This is a genomic window from Sphingobacterium sp. Mn56C (assembly GCF_049319645.1).
GTDB lineage: Bacteria > Bacteroidota > Bacteroidia > Sphingobacteriales > Sphingobacteriaceae > Sphingobacterium.
On the sequence record NZ_JBMOUC010000001.1, the window covers coordinates 186,937 to 203,895 of the forward strand.

Here is a 16,959-nt window from a genome sequence, read left to right on the forward strand (position 1 = left end):
AAACATTAGGTAGTCCAGTCAAGCGTTCCAGTTTCACAAAACCGCTATCATTGATAATGCGCTCAAACTGTGCGACCGCTTCCATAAACCTGCGGACGGTTTCTTTATCCCTAATTTCTTTTGGGATAAGGACACCTTTGCAAAGCGAACTAAAGTTGCTCTGCATCCGCATCCTTTCCTTTGTCGTCTTGGTTAGGAACAGGTAACAGTAATGGTTTAAAAAAGGACGTTCGTTGAAATGTTGCTGATAGGATTTGGCAAGGAAACTCAACCCGTCCTGTGCCATATCCGACGCATAATTTTCCTTGATGTACCAGTCCTGTTTGTGTACAATGGTGTAATCCGGCAAAGTCTTGATAGCCTTGTGCCATGCCGAGTGGATAGCATCGTACTCCGCCGATGCTACTGTAAACAGTTCCGGCAGGTGTACCCGAAAGCAAGCCGTGATGTCTGCATCTTTTGAAATGATGCAGTTGTGTTCCACCGCCAGTAATGGAAACTTGCTTTCCAACGTTGTGGCTTTTGCAGTATTTCTCATAAGGCTTTGTATTTAGTGCTGAACTTCAAATAGCGATGTACGGCTTTGCGACAGATGATGTATTTCGGATGCCTTTTCTTTGCACCGACTTTCATTAATCCGTGTTCGCCGTACTTGCCGTTCAATGCGAATGTTTGCCATACGATGAGCGATGCACCGCCTGCCCCGATAAACAGGCACACGTAGGAGTTTACGCCTGCCATGTACATGACCATGACGAGGATAAGCACACCGAGCAGACCACCTGCGAAGATGAACAGGTACTGTGCTTTCAGCCCTCTAAACTCGACCGTCCTGCCGATACCTTTATTGATATTGTAATTGCTCATAGTACGCCAGGTTAAAGGAAGAATGAGCGGAGAATGGTCGCCGCTACGATTAGGAAGATACAAGCCCCAAACCACGATGCTGCCGTCTTGCTTGTATCGGGGTCTCCGCTACTAAATTTGTTGTACACCTTAACGCCTCCGATTAACCCTACCACTGCCCCGATGGCATAAATCAACTGCGTTGCAGGGTCGAAGTAACTCGTTACCATCTGCGTAGCCTCTTGGATGCCTGCCGAGCCGTTGCCCTGGGCGAACACACCAAATGCCGACAGTAACGCAACGCCGGTCAGCAACACCTTTTTGCTTTGTTTTTCCATGATTTAACTGAATTAAATTGTTATTGCCTGCCCACCCCGTGTGGGCTTTCGCAACAAAAGTCTTATGGAAATCGAAGCGTTATGGGAAACTGGAAATTGAAGGAATTAGTTGGCAGTGAGTGGCAGTATAGGTGAGAAAAGGCTATGAAAACGTCAAATTTGAGCGTATGACATTTCTTTAAATAGGATGATTGTAATATTTGAAGCTAATAAAGCTTAAAGTAAAGAAATCTTTTTTCGTAGTTTAGCCAATAAACTTAACAGACATTCACACTCTGGTAAAATGGAGATGCTTTGTATATAAACAAGTTAATAATTTCACAAAAAGACAATTGAATATGGCAATAAATGATATTTTAAACGATTTTGACACTCTTGAGAAAAAGAACTTTGATGAAAATGACCTTGGTTCAGCTTTAAGAACAATAATTCCTGAAGACCAAGATTTAGTGGATGAAGAATTAAAAGCTGAAATAATGGCTTTTGATTTTTCTGAGAATTATCAAGACAAAACAACGGGATGGGGAACTTATTTTGGTCCTAAGTTTGTGTGGAACAATGGTGATAACACAGCTACAGAATCGCCCTCAATAAAATTAATCACGCCTACTATGATTAATTACTGGGAGAAAAGGGCAAACGACTCTATTAACCCCATTCTTAAATCTCGTTATAGTGGGCTTGTATGGGATTTTAAAAAAAAGATAATCGGTGACAATCCTACACATGATACTTGCAGGCTATATATCAATTCTATACTTGATTCCGCTAACGGAGATTTTCATAAATATGAAGTTAGTACCTATGTAAAATTACAACGAGCCTTAAATCTTGCAATAACCATAAACGACACCTCACTGATTGAAGGGGTTAAAAATGCCATCCTATCTTTCGAAACAAGACATTCAGTCGATGATAAGCCAGGGTTGTGGGGCTATTCCTTTGATCTACTTGTTGGAAATAAAAAAATAGAACTTTCTTATTTAGAAGAGCAGGAAATAATAAAAGAATTAGAAGAAAAATTAACTCGATTAACCACAGCTGACACAGAAACTCAAAAAATTGACCCTTGGGCAGCAGAAGCAGCTGCAGAAAGATTAGCAATCTATTACAGAAAGAAACAAAAAATGGATGATGTAAAGAGAGTTATTCTTAAAATAGGTAACGCATTTGATAAAATTATTGAAGACGCTTCTGCTATGCAAGCTTCGGGTTGGCTAGACCATCTATATAAATTATATCTAAAATTTAATCTTAATAGTGAAGCTGAAAATTTACTTTTGAGAATTAGAGAACTAGGACCACAGGTAGCATCAGAGTTAAGGCCAATAGCCCAAACAGTTGAATTTCCAAAGGATAAAGTAGATGAATATATAAATTATATGACTGATGGTAATCCTGATGAAATAATTACACGTATTGCAAGTAAATACATTCCAATCAAAGAACAAGTAAAGGAGCAGGTGTTTCATTTATCAAATCAGGCATCTTTGGTGTTTTTAATACCTCAACAAATTCAGGATGAAAAAGGACGTGTAGTTGCAACAATTGGTTCGTTGGAAAATGACTTAGAGGGACATATTATAAGACAGATTTCACAAAGTCTTTCATTTTCATCTGTTTTTATCAGAGCAGTTTTAAATGAATCTATAACAAATAAAGGTCTTTCCAAAACAAATATTTTGGATTTTGTAGTAAAAACACCAATCTTAAATCCTGAAAGAATACCTGTAATAGAAAGAGCTTTGGGTGCATACTTTGAAAATGATTACTTAGTATTTATCCACTTAATAATTCCTCAAATAGAAGAAGCCATTAGAAATATTGTTGAGATGGCTGGAGGTAATGTTTTAAAGTCTTCAAGAGGTGGTGGATATCATTTAAAGACATTTGATGAAATTCTTAGAGACGAAATAATAAGAGAATCTTTAGGAGAAGATTTTGCCGACTATTTTAGAATACTATTTACCGACCAAAGAGGATGGAATTTACGGAATAGTGTATGTCACGGTATGGCAAATCCTGATATGTTTAACCAACAAACAGCAGATAGAGTGTTACACTCATTAATATGCTTGGGACTTATTAATTTTTCATAACAAAAGGGAGTTTGCTTACACAAACTCCCCAATATCGAAACCATCCAAATCATTGTTCCGCAAATCGGGAGAACTGAAATCCGTTCCGGCGGAGAGGCTCTTGTCCAACAGCTTTGCAATCTTCCGTGAAGCCCCCTCCATTGAGTTTTCGAGCAGACCGAACAATTCTGTTCCCTGTAATCGCTGAACTATATCGACCGCTTTTTGTTGCTGAGCAGGTTCGAGCGCATCTTGCTCCAACCATGCTCCCACGGTTGTTAATTCGTCAAAGGTAACCCCTGTGGCAAACTCATTGTCGCTGTACTCAAACCCGTATTCATCCCATTCGTCTTCCTCATTTTCAAAATCGGACATACTTCCGAAGACTTCATCCGGTTCTCCCTCAATCTGCGGATTTTCCAATCCAAAACCTATCCCGTAGGTTTCTGCATCAAAATTATCAGCTATCCCGTCACTTTCGCCGGATTGGCTCTTTGTGGCATTCAGTGGCAACGTGTGTCGTTCCACAGGCTTTGGAAGCCCCATAATATCCGGCAGGTCGGGTCTTTGCTTTTCCGGCTTTGCCTCCCTGCGGACGGTCTTATAGATGACCACCTTATCTTTCAGCAAAAGGATGATGACGATGATAAGGCATATTACAATCAATGTTTCCATAGCTATAAGATTGGCTTTTGGTTTCGGGCATGGATGGTATTTATTTCCTCGCCGAAATCCTCAAAGTGGTGTTTCAATACGCTGTGCAGATAATCGGTAAGCTTAATTTCCCCGTCTCCGAGAATACAGACGATACGGGATAACTTCTTGTGGAAATCGGGGCAGATGTACACCGACTTGCCACACCTTGCGACAACTCCGGTCGGTCTTAGAAAAACCGACTTATATCGGGCTATGCGCAGTACCTTTTTCGGTTGGTTTTGCTGTGTCTTGTTCATAATCGAATATTTTAAAAAATGGGTTTAAACTTATTGTTGAAATCCTCGGTGATAGCTTTTTCAAACTGTTCAAAATGATGTTCGAGAATATTGTCCAAATAGGCATATAGGGGTATATTATCCTTGCCGATAACCTGCACGATACGGGAAAGCCGTTCGTGGTATTCCTGCCGGATGTAGATACTCTTATCGCCTCGACGTGTCATGGTATGGCTATCGAGAAACCGCTCGCCGTAGCCTATATCGGAAACCCTTTTTTGTCGGGTACGCTCTTTGGCTACGGGCTTTTCTGTTGCCCTTTCCTTTGGCGGTTCTGCCGTTGGCTCTTGGGGGGCTACCGCCTGTTGGGGCTTCTTTGTTTCGCCTGCCATAATCGACATGAGATACGCCTCGTCAATCGGCTTTTTCTTGTTGTCGTTGTCCATAGCGATTACAGGTCAATGGTTCTTAAAAATTCACCGATGAACAAATCCAGTCCAGAGTTTTTCATCAACCTTTTATCGGGGGGCAATAGTGTGGAACGGAAGACGGTCTTTGCCGTTGCCTCGCTTTCCTTGCGGAAGCGTTTGCTATCGGCAATGCGTGTTTCCATTGCTTGCAGTCCGACTTCCTTAATGACGTTGCCGTAGATTTCGTACAGTTGGGATTTATCCCTGCCATCGACCATGTTCCAAAACAGCCGTATCGTTTCGATGGAGGTCTGTCCGTGCTTCATAAGGACATTGGTCAGCACATCGGTAAAGCTCAATGTGCTTTCCATGACCACACGGTCTGCCGTGATGGGCGAAAAGATGTGGTGCATCCCTGCCAGTGTGTTGAGCAAGCCTGTAGTGTTCACCGTTCCGGTCAAGTCAAAGAAAACCATGTCCACGGGAACAGTCGAAGCCTGTACGAATGCCTGCGCATCTGTTATTGCATTGTCAGCCTTGCTTTGCAGTACCGGATAGGCTTTCTTGTTGATGGTGGAGAATTGGCGGTGCGCCAGTTTTTTCAGCACCTCGTTTTGCATGACCGCTTTCAAATCCCGTTCCCTTATTTGGCAGATGCTGTGCTGTGGATAGTCACAGTCAAAGACGGCTACATTATACCCCATTTGGTAATGGAGTATGCTTGCCGTAACTGTCGTAAACGTGCTTTTTCCAACGCCTCCCTTTTGGCTTGAAAAGGCAATAAATTTTGTCCTGTTTGTTGCTTCCATTTCTATTCTATTTTAAAGTTTTCTGTTTCCGTGGACTGCCTGCCGTCCTGCATGGAGCAGGGCTGTCACTCCTGCACACCGTCCGGCAGTCTTGATACAATTCCATCTGTCCGGCTTGCCGTCATTCGAGCTTTCATGCAGGCAAGACCGATAGCTTGCTTGCCTGTTGTCCTGCCTGCCGTATGGAATACCGTCATGCTTTCCGGCGTTCCTGTTTTCCTGCAATCCTGCGCTCCGGCTTTCCTAACTGCCATCGGGAGTGGATGCCTGCAAACAGGCTTGCGTGACTGATAGCGCAAAGAAGCAGGTTATTCCGATGCACTCTTTTAATGCGGTAGTTCGGGGCATTTGTTGGCAATGTTTGGTTGTGGGCAACAGGGCAATCGTTCGGAAAAGCTACCCTTACTTTGTAAGGACTTAAATACAAGGGGTAAATGAAAAAATTATTGGCGTATGGAAGTTGTGGGCGGAACGGCGAAAAGCCGTTTTTTTCCGCTTTACCCAATCCGACCCGTAGGGCGGATTTTCTGTTCACCCGAACAGAGCAAGTTATGTTTTGAGGCACTCGAAACCCGTTTCGTGCCTCAAAACCACTTGCCCTTGCAGGGGGCTTGGTAAACACCCTCCGCAGTCGGAGTTTATGTTAATTAACTAAAGTTGAGCTCGCTGAAGCTCGGTTATTAATGGATTTAGATATGGAAGACAACAGAAGAAACCGAACAAACAAAGGTGGGCGCAAGCCTAAAGCAGACCCAAGCATCCACCGTTATGTATTTCGTCTTACGGACGAAGAAAATGCAAAGTTCCTTACTTTGTTCGAGCAATCGGAAATGAAAGTAATGGCACATTTCATTACAGCCTGCATTTTTCAGAAGCCAATCAAGACCGTAAAAATTGATATGGATGCAGTCGATTTTCATACGATGCTCACCAATTTTTACAGCCAGTTTAGAGCGGTTGGCGTGAACTACAACCAAATCGTGAAGATACTTTACAGCAATTTCTCGGAGAAAAAGGCATCGGCTTACCTCTTTAAACTGGAAAAGCAGACGGCAGAAATGGCGGACTTATGCCGGAAAGTGATTGAGCTAACACAGGAATTTGAAAAAGAACACCTGCAAAAACACGGATAGGATGATAGCGAAAAAAGAAGTCTTTAGGATAATTTTTATTATTTAAGCTTTTCCAAAACGATGGGGTCTACACTTTTATTTTCAACCGAACGGCTCAATTGGAGATTATGGCTATCCAAAAAATTAACAGTATATTCTACAGTAGAGTGGTTTAATATCATCAAATCTATCCCAAAAGCTCTTTTGTAGGTGTATTCAGAATAATTTACTCCTAATCTACCATCAGTAGCACCTGTAGTAATAGCACAGACACTATCGTTCATAAAACGAAGATTGACACGAAATTCCTCATTAGACATCTGCCATTCAGTCCCACTCAGATTTAACACAGGGGAAGTGTCATCTGACTTTTCACAACTGGTAATAGAGGAAAACAATAAAACAACGATAAAAAAGGTAAAAATTCTGGTCATGATTATACGATTTTATTATAATAATAAGCTTTTTTTTATCAAAGAGGAAAATTCGTGATATTTAATATAATCAAAAAGGAAAGAGATGATAGCAAAAATTGGAAAGGGTGATAATTTATACGGGACTATCTCCTATAACCAAAAGAAGATTGACAGTGAAAACGGGCAGGTTTTGTTGCTGAATAGAATACCCGAAACGTTGGATAATACCTATTCGACAAGCTACCTGCACCAGTGTTTTGAGCCGTACCTGTCCGCAAATATCAGAACAGAAAAGCCAGTGCGCCACATATCGCTGAACCCTGATCCTGCGGATAGGGTCAGCGATGGGCAGTTCGTGGAAATGGCGCAGGAGTATATGGAGCGCATGGGGTATGGCAAGCAACCCTATATCGTTTTCAAGCATACGGATATTGAGCGCACCCATATCCATATCGTAACGGTCTGTGTGGGTTTGGACGGGAAGAAACTACCGGACAGCTACGACCATCCACGTTCAATGGCAATCTGTCGGGATTTGGAACAAACGTATAATCTGATACCTGCCACGGAGAAACAGCGCACGGGAAATGAGCAGGTATTCCGTCCGGTGGATTACAGAGCCGGAGACGTTAAGAGCCAAATCGCTTCGGTGGTGCGACACCTGCCGAAGTATTACGGGTACGCAAGCCTCGGAGCATACAACGCCTTGCTTTCACTTTTCAATATCATCGCCGAGGAAGTCAAAGGGGAACTGCACGGACAGCCCAAAAATGGGCTTGTCTATTTTGCACTGAACGAGCAGGGAGAAAAAGCGAGCAATCCTTTTAAGGCATCCCTTTTCGGCAAGCAGGCAGGACTGGACGAACTGCAAAACCAATTCGCAACAGCTAAGGAGAAAATGAAATCCGACCCTGTAAGAGCCGTCCTCAAAAGCACTATTGAAGTCGCAATGCACACCGCCATTAATGAAGCCGATTTTAAAAAGCAATTATTGGAACAGGGTATCAATACCGTGGTACGGCGCAACGATGAGGGGCGTATATATGGTATGACTTTTATCGACCACGAAAGCCGTACCGTTTGTAACGGTTCAGCTTTGGGCAAAAACCTCTCGGCTAATGTCTTTAATGATTGGTGGAACGTGCAGGCAATCGGGCAACGCCAAGAAGCCGAAAAAACATCCACACAAAATCAGCCATCGACCACGAGCAACACCGTAGAGAAAGAGGAAGCCCATGCACTTTTTGACTTTCTGAATAAAGGACAGTCGAACGATGATTTGTTGATAGACGGATTGGGTGGGCTACTGCCGGAGGCACAGGGCGAAGACTACGAGGAGCAGGAATTTGCCAACCGTATGAAGAAAAAGAAGAAACGCAAAAAGCATGGAAGACAGCAATAGCTTTTTTGACCATCAAAGACCAGGATTAACATCTTGGTCTTTGTGGTTTTGGTTTCAACAGTTACTTAAATTCAATTATTTTTAAGCACTAAAAAATTTATCCCATAATTGTTTAACTTTGTCCTATGCTTTAGACGGAAGCGTGCCACTCATCATAGCAAAGCTGTATCAGCACCGTACCTCTTAATATATTATTATCATCGAAACAACTATCTCGTTTCGAGAATATGGTAGATGGGTGACATTTTTCAGACGAGAAATTGTAGAAAGATGAATAATAAAGTAAATGGGCATACAGGCGATTTCATTAAACGTCAAGCCAAGAAAATCAAAAAGCAGGAAAATATCAGCCATGTTCAAGCATTGGAAAAAGCATCTATAAATGCAGGCTTTAAGAATTGGAAACACTTTCTTAATGCCAGTAAAGATGCAAACCAAACAAATCTTAAAGAAAACTTTGAACACGGTATTACTCAAACTAAGCCTGCAACCACTCAAAAAGCAGTCAATCCATATAGAAATCTACTTGTTGCAGGGATAAATATTTTACTTGATAAAGGTCTTATCTCACTGGACTACTCACCTAAGGATAATGAAGATGGACATTTATTTACTGATTTATTTGGTTATCCGTCTGTTGTAATGTGGCAGGACATAGGCTATGAAGAACTAAGGATATCAGTTTGGTGGAAATATGACCACAGCCAACATCCACAAGCTAACCTTAGCGGAAACAGTCGTGAGCGTTTTACCACAACAAGCCCTTTGGCAAAAAGACAACACTACAAAAAAATTGTAGGTGTTACAGCAAGCGCATGGTTGGAAAGAAAAACCGGAAAGTTTATTCAGGGCAAAGGAAGAGAAAGAATTTATGACATCTACACAAGAAATGTAGATAAAGAGGAATTATTTAATCTACCCCCACAGACAGCAACAGGATATAAAACAGAGGGCGAGTTTTTCTTTTAGAATACATATCATCGGGTACAGTTTTTCATTGTACCCGATTTCTATAGCCAAACATCGCCACCAAAAGCCATCCGCCCCCCCTTTGTGTAAGTGCTTTTAAATAGCCTCTAAATTCCCTGCATCACTAAAATTTTTTGTTATGCAAGGTAAAGACGATTTGAGAGGATTAGCCAAAATCATGGATTTTATGCGTGCCGTAAGTATTCTGTTGGTAATGATGCACTTTTACTGGTTCTGTTACGGGTTCTTTGCCGAACGGGTGGATAAACCTCTCCAAAATGGTCCCCCTATACCATCTGAAACTGTCCCCTTCTACCAGAGGAAAGTTATCCCCTTCGGCCAAAGCAAAGTGTCCCCCTTTGGCCAGAGGAAAGTGATCCCCTGAAAAGAATATAAAGTAGTTTACTAATCGGTTTCGTTAGATGTGGTTTTTGTTTAGATTTTTGATGAACAAAAACCCTTGATTACGATGTCCAATACACCGATAAAAATGAATAAACTACGACAGATTATCCGCCTTTATTGCCAGGGAACCGGCACAAAAACTATTCATGGGATTTTAGGTACTTCCCGTACGACTATCAAAAAATATGTGCGAATCTGGCACGAACTGGGTCTCACCCACGAGGAGTTCAATTCCAAGAGCGATAGTGAACTATCCATTCTTTTTAATACGACGGCTACCAAATCGATATGTAGCTCACGTATGCAGGAGTTGGAACTGCTGCTGCCAGACTACTGTAAACGACTAAAAAAGAAAGGTGTAACCCGTGAGTTACTTCATCTGGAATATATCTCGAAGCACCCCGAGGGTTATGCGCGCTCCCGTTTCAATAATGCCATCCATACCTATCTTCAACTTTCTAAGCCTGTGATGCACCTTGATCATAAAGCAGGAGATAAGATCTGGACTACCTAATGTTTTTAGGACTAATTTTCTCAAGCCACCTTTTTACTTATACTCTTTAATTTGATTTCCATTTCCAGCGGAGTTCGATAGCCTAGACTGGAATGTATTCTTTTTGTATTATACCATTTTATATACTCGGCAATAGAATCAGATAATTGTTCCAAGGAATTGTATTTGAATCTATATAGCCACTCATACTTTATTGTTTTAAAGAAACTTTCGGCTACAGCATTGTCCCAACAATTACCTTTTCTACTCATGCTTTGTATTATCTTTCTATTAAAAGAAAAAAGATTGGTCATTTTAGTTGAAGCATACTGTACTCCGCGATCTGAATGAAAAATGAGTCCTTGTTGAATATCTCTGTTTCCTCTCGCTGATAACCAAGCTTTAAGTATTGTATTTTTGGTTGTCATATCATCACTTAAAGACCATCCAATCACTTTTCTATCCGCAAGATCAATAATTGTAGTCAGATAATTCCCCCCATCATTCACTCTTATGTAGGTAATGTCAGATACCCACTTTTTGCCTATTTCTAGACTTTCAACACTTCTATCAAGAACATTACTTGCTATTGGAAAAGAATGTTTTGAATCGGTAGTTATCGTGAATTTTCTTCTCAAGACACTTTTCAGCCCCATTTTCTTCATCAAGAATCCTACATAAGAACGGGAGTAAATAAGCCCTTCGCGTTCCAGTATTTTTTGAACTCTGTAACTCCCATAGATCTGTCTACTCTGCTCAAATATAGTATTGATTCGGTCTTTAAGAAATAATGTCGATGATGAGGTAATCCTCTGCCTATCCTTATTTCGAAGCCAATGATAATAAGAGTTTTTACTCAATCTCATGCACTTGCACATCTTCTCAACAGTATGAATATCCTTGTTCTTTAAGATAAACTCATATATTACTTGTCGCTCTTGGAGAAGATGGCTACTACCTTTTTTAATATATCTCTCTCTTCGGTTACATCCTTTAATTGCTTTCTTAAATCCTTCAACTCTTTCTCCTCAATTGATAATCCCTTCTTTTTAGAGAAATCACCAGACTTGGAATCATACTCACGGCTCCATCGTCTTATAATACTGTCATGGATAGAGTAATCATCACTGATCTGTTTTGCCGTTATTCCAGATTTATATAGCTCGGCTATCATAACCTTGAATTCATTGTCATATTGTTTTGCCATTGTTCAAATATATAAATTTCGAACTCAAGTAATTCGTCTCAACAAAGGTAGACACTCCAATTAGGTTTGTCCTCCTTTTTAGAACTTATATCTAATTGACTTTGAATGTCTTTTAGCTGGTTTAAACGTCTCAAATCTTCCAATAAAGAATTCGATTTTTTTATCAGCGACAAACGTACTGCTATTGCGATGCATGGTAAGTATTTACTGAAAACGATACATCTATTAAAAACTATATTTAGTATCCAAATAAAAAACTATCTTTGCAATTACTTAAGAACTCAAATACTTTTCAATGATTAGTAAAAATTTAAATTCAGCTTTAGCTATTATAAAAACACAATCGATCCTTTCAAAAAAATTCGATAAACTGAATATGCACGGTCTGGGTATGAGTGATTTCATCATACTTTATCTATTGAAAAATAGCCCTGGTAATCAATGTAGAAGGATTGATTTGGCAGGTAAAATGGGCATTACTGCATCTGGAGTTACAAGATTACTTGCTCCGATGGAGAAAATAGGTTTAGTTGATCGGCAGTCAAATGCTCGTGATGCACGAGTGAGCTATGTTGTATTGACCAAAACAGGTGAACAGATATTTGAAGAGGCTAAATTAACTGCAGAAGAAGTTGCCGAAGAAATTTTCTCCGCTGTGAAAAAGAAAAATCACGGCATAATGATCGATGTTTTAAATGATTTGATTGCAAAGTTTAATTAAAATAATATTATGGATAAAAACACAAAAAAGAGGTACAAAGAGGAGTTTGAAAACAAGAATGTGGAGATGGGAATTCTTGTTATAAAAAATAAAGAAAATAGAAAAGTATTTTTAAAACCCACCCTAAATGCAGAGGCCTGGATAAATAAAACAAAATTTATGTTGAAAAACGGACAGTTTGAAAACACTGAGCTCCAAAATGATTGGACTACCCTAGGGGAAAATAATTTCAGCTTTGAGATGATTGCAGTGTTAAAAGAAAATGAGAATCAATTTTTTGATTATCGAAAAGAACTGACAAAAATGAAACAGGCTGTGTATGAAGGCTTGTTAAAGAATGAGGTTGAACATTATTAATTTTACTAAAAATGCCGATAGCCAAGTTAAATAAAATTAACCTTTTCTACGATGTCATGGGGCCTGAAAATACAAAAACGGTATTGTTGATTTCAGGATTAGGAAGTCAATTGACAAGTTGGAGTTCTTCATTTTGTCAAGAATTCGTAGATAAGGGGTTTAGAGTCATTCGTTTTGATAATAGAGATTCAGGTTTGTCAACCTTTATAGAATTTGATATTAAAAATGTGAATGAAATGATCGGTCTTCTACAACAAGGAAGATATCCAAAAAACGCTTATAAATTGGCCGATATGGCCAATGATGTGATATCTTTGTTGGATGAATTGAAGGTCGAAAAAGTTCATGTAATTGGCCGTTCTTTGGGTGGAATAGTGGGTCAAATCATCGCATCAGATTATCCAGAACGGGTACAGAGTTTAACCATTATTATGTCGACTTCTTTAAATCCTACCTTGCCCCAGCCAAAAGCGGAAGTAATGGGGTTAATGCTTCGTCCAATGCCCAATTTTAAAGAAGATTTGGATTTATATCTGAACATGAGACTAGAATTTGTCAAAGCCATAGCGGGAAGTGGTTTTCCAATTAATATAGATGAAGAAAAAGAAAATATTTTAAAAGACCTGCAAAGGTCGCCATCGGCCAATATTTTAGGACAAATCTGTGCAATAGCATTAACATCTTATAATCTGGATCGATTAAAAAAAATAAATAAACCTACTTTAGTAATTCATGGATCAGAAGACTCTTTATTTCCCCTAGCCTGTGGCAAAGACATCGCCAACTCGATTCCGAATGCATGTTTTATGGAAATTGAAGGGATGGGACATTCTCTCCCTAATGACTTGAATATAACTGTCGTTGATGCATTTATGGAGAATAATTTTACACATTTAAATAAATTAGAATAAAATTGATCGGTCACAACAACAGATATATAAACTGGCCACAAATTGCAAGACTTGTTTTTTACAGCCCTGCGATGTTACCGATTGAATACCACAGCATCAATTTTTAACAGCAGGAACTGGAAGTATACTTTTCGTATAGGCCAAAAGCTAAACAGGAGGCAGCTTATCGGTTTATGGTTTCTTAGCCATGAACCAATGGGGTAATCTTTCCAAAAGGAAAATTATGGTTTGTAAAAATTTGATTCTTCGATTTACTTTCAAGGGTTTGCATAGCCCTTCCTTAATTTTTTTTTTTGTAAAAAAAGCATGAAAATTTTAGTTACAGGTGCATCGGGTCGTTTAGGCTCAGTTACAGTAGATCATCTAAGAAGATATGGCTATGAGGTTACAGGCATAGATTTGATGGAACACCCTTCAACAGATGAATTGATTGATATTTTAGATTTTGAAGCCATAGAACATATTTCAAAAGGCGTAGATGCTATCGTCCATACAGCAGCCCTTCATGGCAGACACTATGATCTAAACTATTCTCGGGAAGCTTTTATAGATGTAAATATCAAAGGAACCCTTAATCTACTAAATGCTGCCGTTAAAAATGGAGTCAAGAAATTTATATATACGAGTACAACGTCCATCTACGGCACAGCAATGAATAGTGAAACACAAGCCGTTTGGGTCGATGAGACTTTAATTGAAGAACCCAGAGATATTTACGATATCACGAAACAATGTTGCGAACAGCTATGTAGAGATTTTTTTGATAAAGAAGGATTGGAAGCAATTGTACTCAGGGTTGCCCGATTTTTACCTGAAGTTGAAAACTTGAAACTAAATCATAGGTTATACCGGGGATTAGATGAAAGAGATGGTGCCGAAGCGATTAGATTATCTTTAAGACATACCTTCAAACAGTTTGATATTTTTAATATTTCAAGTGGTTCTCCGTTTCGCAAAGAAGATTTGCCTACATTAAAATCTTCTCCGTTTGATGTTATCATAAAATATTATCCTGAAGCAGAAGAAATATATAAGAAAAAAGGCTGGACATTTCCCATTACCATTGATCGGGTATATAGCTCTGATAAAGCCCGGACTATTTTTGGTTATCGCCCTAAATATACGTTTGATTTTCTTTTGCATAATTAATTGATCGTCAGCGTTGTTAAAAAGATAATTAAACGGAACAATTCTTCAATTATATCAAGTAAATTCTTATATCAGGGTATAGTATTTGTAACCTAAGTATATTAAAAAAGGTGCATTATTCTGGGAGTCCAGTAGCAAAAGCCATTAGATATTGTAAAAACGTGGATTTTAGCACTAAATGCAATTCGCAGAAGGTTCAGGCCAAGCGTACGGGCACAGCGCGACTAAACCAATCCCAGCGGAATTACAAAAAAAATCACAATGATTATTTTTTATACAAAATAAAACCGATCGGTTTTTTTTATTTAACTTTGTATCCACTTAGAGGTACAACGCGATGAAAACGACAAAGTCAGATCATACCAAAAGATTTATTATTGAAAAAACTGCAACAGTTTTTAATACGAAAGGCTATGCGGGTACATCGATAAGTGATTTAATGATGGCTACTGGTCTTTCAAAAGGTTGCATCTACGGTAATTTCGAAAACAAAGATGAGATTGCATTGCATGTTTTTGATTACAACTTTGCTAAGGTTACCCAGCATATGAAAGAACGTATCTTGGCTACAGACTTTGCCATAGAGCGCTTGCTGGTTTATCCGAAAACCTATAGAAACTATTTCAGATACCCCTATTTACAGGCTGGTTGTCCGATTTTGAATACCGCTACAGAAGCTGATGATACGCATCCAAAGCTAAAAGAACGTGTTCAAAAAGCACTTGATATTTGGAAGATTTCCATTGAGAATCAAATAAAACGTGGTATTGCAAGAAAAGAAATAAAAGAAGATACGGATCCAACCGAAATTGCCGTGATTATGATTTCCATGATTGAAGGCGCCTTTATGCAGGCAAAGGTCAACAATCGCATGGCAGAACTCCATATTGCCATGTCCTTTTTAGAAAAATTAATTAAAAATCTAACGAATTAAATTTTTTTTAACGCAAAATAAACCAATCGGTCTATTTTTGTAAAATACGAGTAACAATGAAAGAAATAGAAGAATTTGATATAGCCGTTATCGGCTCAGGACCTGGTGGATATGTAGCCGCTATAAGAAGTGCACAACTGGGCTATAAAACTGCCTTAGTAGAAAAATACAATACTCTTGGTGGCACGTGCACCAATGTAGGATGTATCCCGACGAAAGCACTCTTAGATACAACACATCATTATGCCGATGCCGTTAAGAAGTTTGAAAATCATGGGATTGAATTTTCTGACCTTCGACTCAATTTCGAACAGGTTTTTAAACGCAAAGCTGATGTGGTCACTAAAAATACACAGGGACTAGATTTTCTGATGAGAAAAAACAAGATTAAAGTTTTACAAGGTTCAGGCAATTTTCTCAATAATGAATCTTTGAAAATTAAAGATAAGGATCAAAATGAGATCGTTATCAGGTCAAAGAAGTTCATCATTGCTACGGGATCTAAACCCGCTACTATCCCTGGCGTGACAATTGATAAAGAAAGGATCATTACCTCTACTGAAGCATTGACAATGAAAGAAAAGCCAGATAGCATGGTGATCATTGGCGGAGGCGTAATTGGTGTGGAAATGGCTTCAATCTTCAATAGAATGGGAACAAAAGTGACTATTTTAGAGTATGCCGATAACCTGATTGCTACTATGGATCATGAATTGGGCAGTACACTCACCAAAATCTTAACAAAGGAAGGCGTAGAAATCAAGCTTAGCGAAGCGGTATATAAAGCTGAAAATTTAGGCAACAGTGCCAAAGTCTATTTTAAAAATAAAGAAGGTGCCGAACAGGAACTGACCGCTGATTATATATTGGTTGCCGTAGGCAGAAAACCTTATGTAACCAATCTGGGTTTAGAAAATACAAACGTAGAGCTAAATGGCAATGGGACTATTAATGTGAATGCTATGCTTGAAACAACGGTGCCTAATATCTATGCTATCGGTGATGTAATCGGTGGGGCGATGTTGGCCCACAAGGCAGAAGAAGAGGCGGTGTTCGTTGTCGAAACAATACATGGACAGCAGCCTCATTTAGATTATAATCGTATTCCCGCTGTTGTATACACCTGGCCAGAGGTTGCTTCGGTCGGTGCTACAGAAGAAGAATTAAAAAAACAAGGATTAGCTTATAATGTTGGTAAATTTCCATTTGCGGTAAATGCCCGAGCCAGGGCTGGCATGGAAACAGATGGTTTTGTAAAAGTACTTTCTGACCCCAAATACGGCGAATTATTGGGGGTGCATATTATAGGTGCCCGAGCCGCAGATTTAATTGCACAAGCAGTTGTGGGCTTGGAATATGAGGTTACAGCGAAAGATATGGCTTCCGTTTGCTATGCACATCCAACCTATGCTGAGGTGTTAAAAGAAGCATATACCATTGCATCAGGCAAGGCATCTTTGAATATTTAAT

19 protein-coding genes and 2 pseudogenes are annotated in these 16,959 nt (G+C 39.4%); 12 read left to right on the forward strand and 9 right to left on the reverse strand.

Annotated features, from left to right (window positions below; translation table 11 throughout):
- Window positions 1-16: 16 nt before the first annotated feature.
- From ACL9RF_RS00845 to ACL9RF_RS00855, 3 genes and pseudogenes are all read right to left on the reverse strand, one after another.
- Window positions 17-538 (reverse strand): annotated as a pseudogene (locus ACL9RF_RS00845) (TraG family conjugative transposon ATPase); the annotation flags it as partial.
- Window positions 535-867: a DUF4133 domain-containing protein gene (locus ACL9RF_RS00850; protein ID WP_422798701.1), complete on the reverse strand. Its 333-nt coding sequence runs from the start codon at window positions 865-867 to the stop codon at window positions 535-537. The gene ACL9RF_RS00850 and the pseudogene ACL9RF_RS00845, both read right to left, overlap by 4 nt.
- An 11-nt stretch (window positions 868-878) precedes the next feature.
- Window positions 879-1,184, reverse strand: coding sequence for a DUF4134 domain-containing protein (locus tag ACL9RF_RS00855; RefSeq protein WP_058699049.1), 306 nt, complete (start codon window positions 1,182-1,184; stop codon window positions 879-881).
- A gap of 338 nt (window positions 1,185-1,522) precedes the next feature.
- On the opposite strand from ACL9RF_RS00855, the gene ACL9RF_RS00860 reads away from it, so the two are divergent.
- Complete coding sequence (locus ACL9RF_RS00860) at window positions 1,523-3,283, forward strand: DUF4209 domain-containing protein (RefSeq protein ID WP_422798702.1); 1,761 nt, start codon at window positions 1,523-1,525, stop codon at window positions 3,281-3,283.
- Window positions 3,284-3,298: 15 nt separating this feature from the next.
- Here the strand turns inward: ACL9RF_RS00860 and ACL9RF_RS00865 are convergent, their stop codons facing one another.
- The 4 genes from ACL9RF_RS00865 to ACL9RF_RS00880 are packed head-to-tail and all read right to left on the reverse strand — an operon-like array spanning window position 3,299 to window position 5,413.
- A complete protein-coding gene (locus ACL9RF_RS00865; RefSeq protein WP_422798703.1) occupies window positions 3,299-3,937 on the reverse strand; it encodes a conjugal transfer protein TraD in 639 nt (212 codons plus the stop codon).
- 2 nt (window positions 3,938-3,939) lie between these two features.
- Complete coding sequence (locus ACL9RF_RS00870; protein ID WP_422798704.1) at window positions 3,940-4,215, reverse strand: DUF3408 domain-containing protein; 276 nt, start codon at window positions 4,213-4,215, stop codon at window positions 3,940-3,942.
- 11 nt (window positions 4,216-4,226) lie between these two features.
- Window positions 4,227-4,640 (reverse strand): DUF3408 domain-containing protein, encoded by a 414-nt coding sequence (locus ACL9RF_RS00875; RefSeq protein ID WP_422798705.1) that lies wholly within the window; start codon window positions 4,638-4,640, stop codon window positions 4,227-4,229.
- A gap of 5 nt (window positions 4,641-4,645) precedes the next feature.
- Entirely contained in the window at window positions 4,646-5,413 is a 768-nt protein-coding gene (locus ACL9RF_RS00880; protein ID WP_422798706.1) for a ParA family protein, read from the reverse strand.
- A 695-nt stretch (window positions 5,414-6,108) separates the two neighbouring features.
- Between ACL9RF_RS00880 and mobA the strand changes: the two genes are divergently transcribed.
- Complete coding sequence (gene mobA, locus ACL9RF_RS00885; RefSeq protein WP_422798707.1) at window positions 6,109-6,546, forward strand: conjugal transfer protein MobA; 438 nt, start codon at window positions 6,109-6,111, stop codon at window positions 6,544-6,546.
- A 38-nt stretch (window positions 6,547-6,584) separates the two neighbouring features.
- Here the strand turns inward: mobA and ACL9RF_RS00890 are convergent, their stop codons facing one another.
- The gene (locus ACL9RF_RS00890) at window positions 6,585-6,959 is read right to left on the reverse strand and encodes a hypothetical protein (protein ID WP_422798708.1); all 375 of its coding nucleotides are present in this window, start codon (window positions 6,957-6,959) and stop codon (window positions 6,585-6,587) included.
- An 85-nt stretch (window positions 6,960-7,044) separates the two neighbouring features.
- Between ACL9RF_RS00890 and mobB the strand changes: the two genes are divergently transcribed.
- From mobB to ACL9RF_RS00910, 4 genes and pseudogenes are all read left to right on the forward strand, one after another.
- Window positions 7,045-8,343, forward strand: coding sequence for a conjugal transfer protein MobB (mobB, locus tag ACL9RF_RS00895; protein ID WP_422798709.1), 1,299 nt, complete (start codon window positions 7,045-7,047; stop codon window positions 8,341-8,343).
- Window positions 8,344-8,613: 270 nt separating this feature from the next.
- Window positions 8,614-9,312 (forward strand): hypothetical protein, encoded by a 699-nt coding sequence (locus tag ACL9RF_RS00900; RefSeq protein ID WP_260040329.1) that lies wholly within the window; start codon window positions 8,614-8,616, stop codon window positions 9,310-9,312.
- A 139-nt stretch (window positions 9,313-9,451) separates the two neighbouring features.
- A pseudogene (locus ACL9RF_RS00905) lies at window positions 9,452-9,571 on the forward strand (YWFCY domain-containing protein); the annotation flags it as partial.
- 231 nt (window positions 9,572-9,802) lie between these two features.
- A complete protein-coding gene (locus ACL9RF_RS00910; protein ID WP_422798710.1) occupies window positions 9,803-10,231 on the forward strand; it encodes a helix-turn-helix domain-containing protein in 429 nt (142 codons plus the stop codon).
- 20 nt (window positions 10,232-10,251) lie between these two features.
- On the opposite strand, the gene ACL9RF_RS00915 is transcribed toward ACL9RF_RS00910, so the two are convergent.
- A protein-coding gene (locus ACL9RF_RS00915) for an IS3 family transposase (RefSeq protein WP_422798711.1) occupies window positions 10,252-11,417 on the reverse strand; the annotation gives its coding sequence in 2 pieces (ribosomal slippage) (window positions 10,252-11,177 and window positions 11,177-11,417; 1,167 coding nt in all).
- A gap of 295 nt (window positions 11,418-11,712) precedes the next feature.
- On the opposite strand from ACL9RF_RS00915, the gene ACL9RF_RS00920 reads away from it, so the two are divergent.
- From ACL9RF_RS00920 to lpdA, 6 genes are all read left to right on the forward strand, one after another.
- Window positions 11,713-12,138: a MarR family winged helix-turn-helix transcriptional regulator gene (locus tag ACL9RF_RS00920; RefSeq protein ID WP_422798712.1), complete on the forward strand. Its 426-nt coding sequence runs from the start codon at window positions 11,713-11,715 to the stop codon at window positions 12,136-12,138.
- Between the two features lie 9 nt (window positions 12,139-12,147).
- Window positions 12,148-12,495 carry a GIY-YIG nuclease family protein gene (locus ACL9RF_RS00925; RefSeq protein ID WP_422798713.1) on the forward strand — a complete coding sequence of 116 codons (348 nt, stop codon included), beginning with the start codon at window positions 12,148-12,150 and terminating at the stop codon, window positions 12,493-12,495.
- 11 nt (window positions 12,496-12,506) lie between these two features.
- Window positions 12,507-13,406: an alpha/beta fold hydrolase gene (locus tag ACL9RF_RS00930; RefSeq protein ID WP_422798714.1), complete on the forward strand. Its 900-nt coding sequence runs from the start codon at window positions 12,507-12,509 to the stop codon at window positions 13,404-13,406.
- Between the two features lie 306 nt (window positions 13,407-13,712).
- Window positions 13,713-14,555 carry an NAD-dependent epimerase/dehydratase family protein gene (locus ACL9RF_RS00935; protein WP_422798715.1) on the forward strand — a complete coding sequence of 281 codons (843 nt, stop codon included), beginning with the start codon at window positions 13,713-13,715 and terminating at the stop codon, window positions 14,553-14,555.
- Window positions 14,556-14,892: 337 nt separating this feature from the next.
- Entirely contained in the window at window positions 14,893-15,489 is a 597-nt protein-coding gene (locus ACL9RF_RS00940) for a TetR/AcrR family transcriptional regulator (RefSeq protein ID WP_422798716.1), read from the forward strand.
- Window positions 15,490-15,545: 56 nt separating this feature from the next.
- The gene (gene lpdA / locus ACL9RF_RS00945; protein WP_422798717.1) at window positions 15,546-16,958 is read left to right on the forward strand and encodes a dihydrolipoyl dehydrogenase; all 1,413 of its coding nucleotides are present in this window, start codon (window positions 15,546-15,548) and stop codon (window positions 16,956-16,958) included.
- Window position 16,959: the final 1 nt, after the last annotated feature.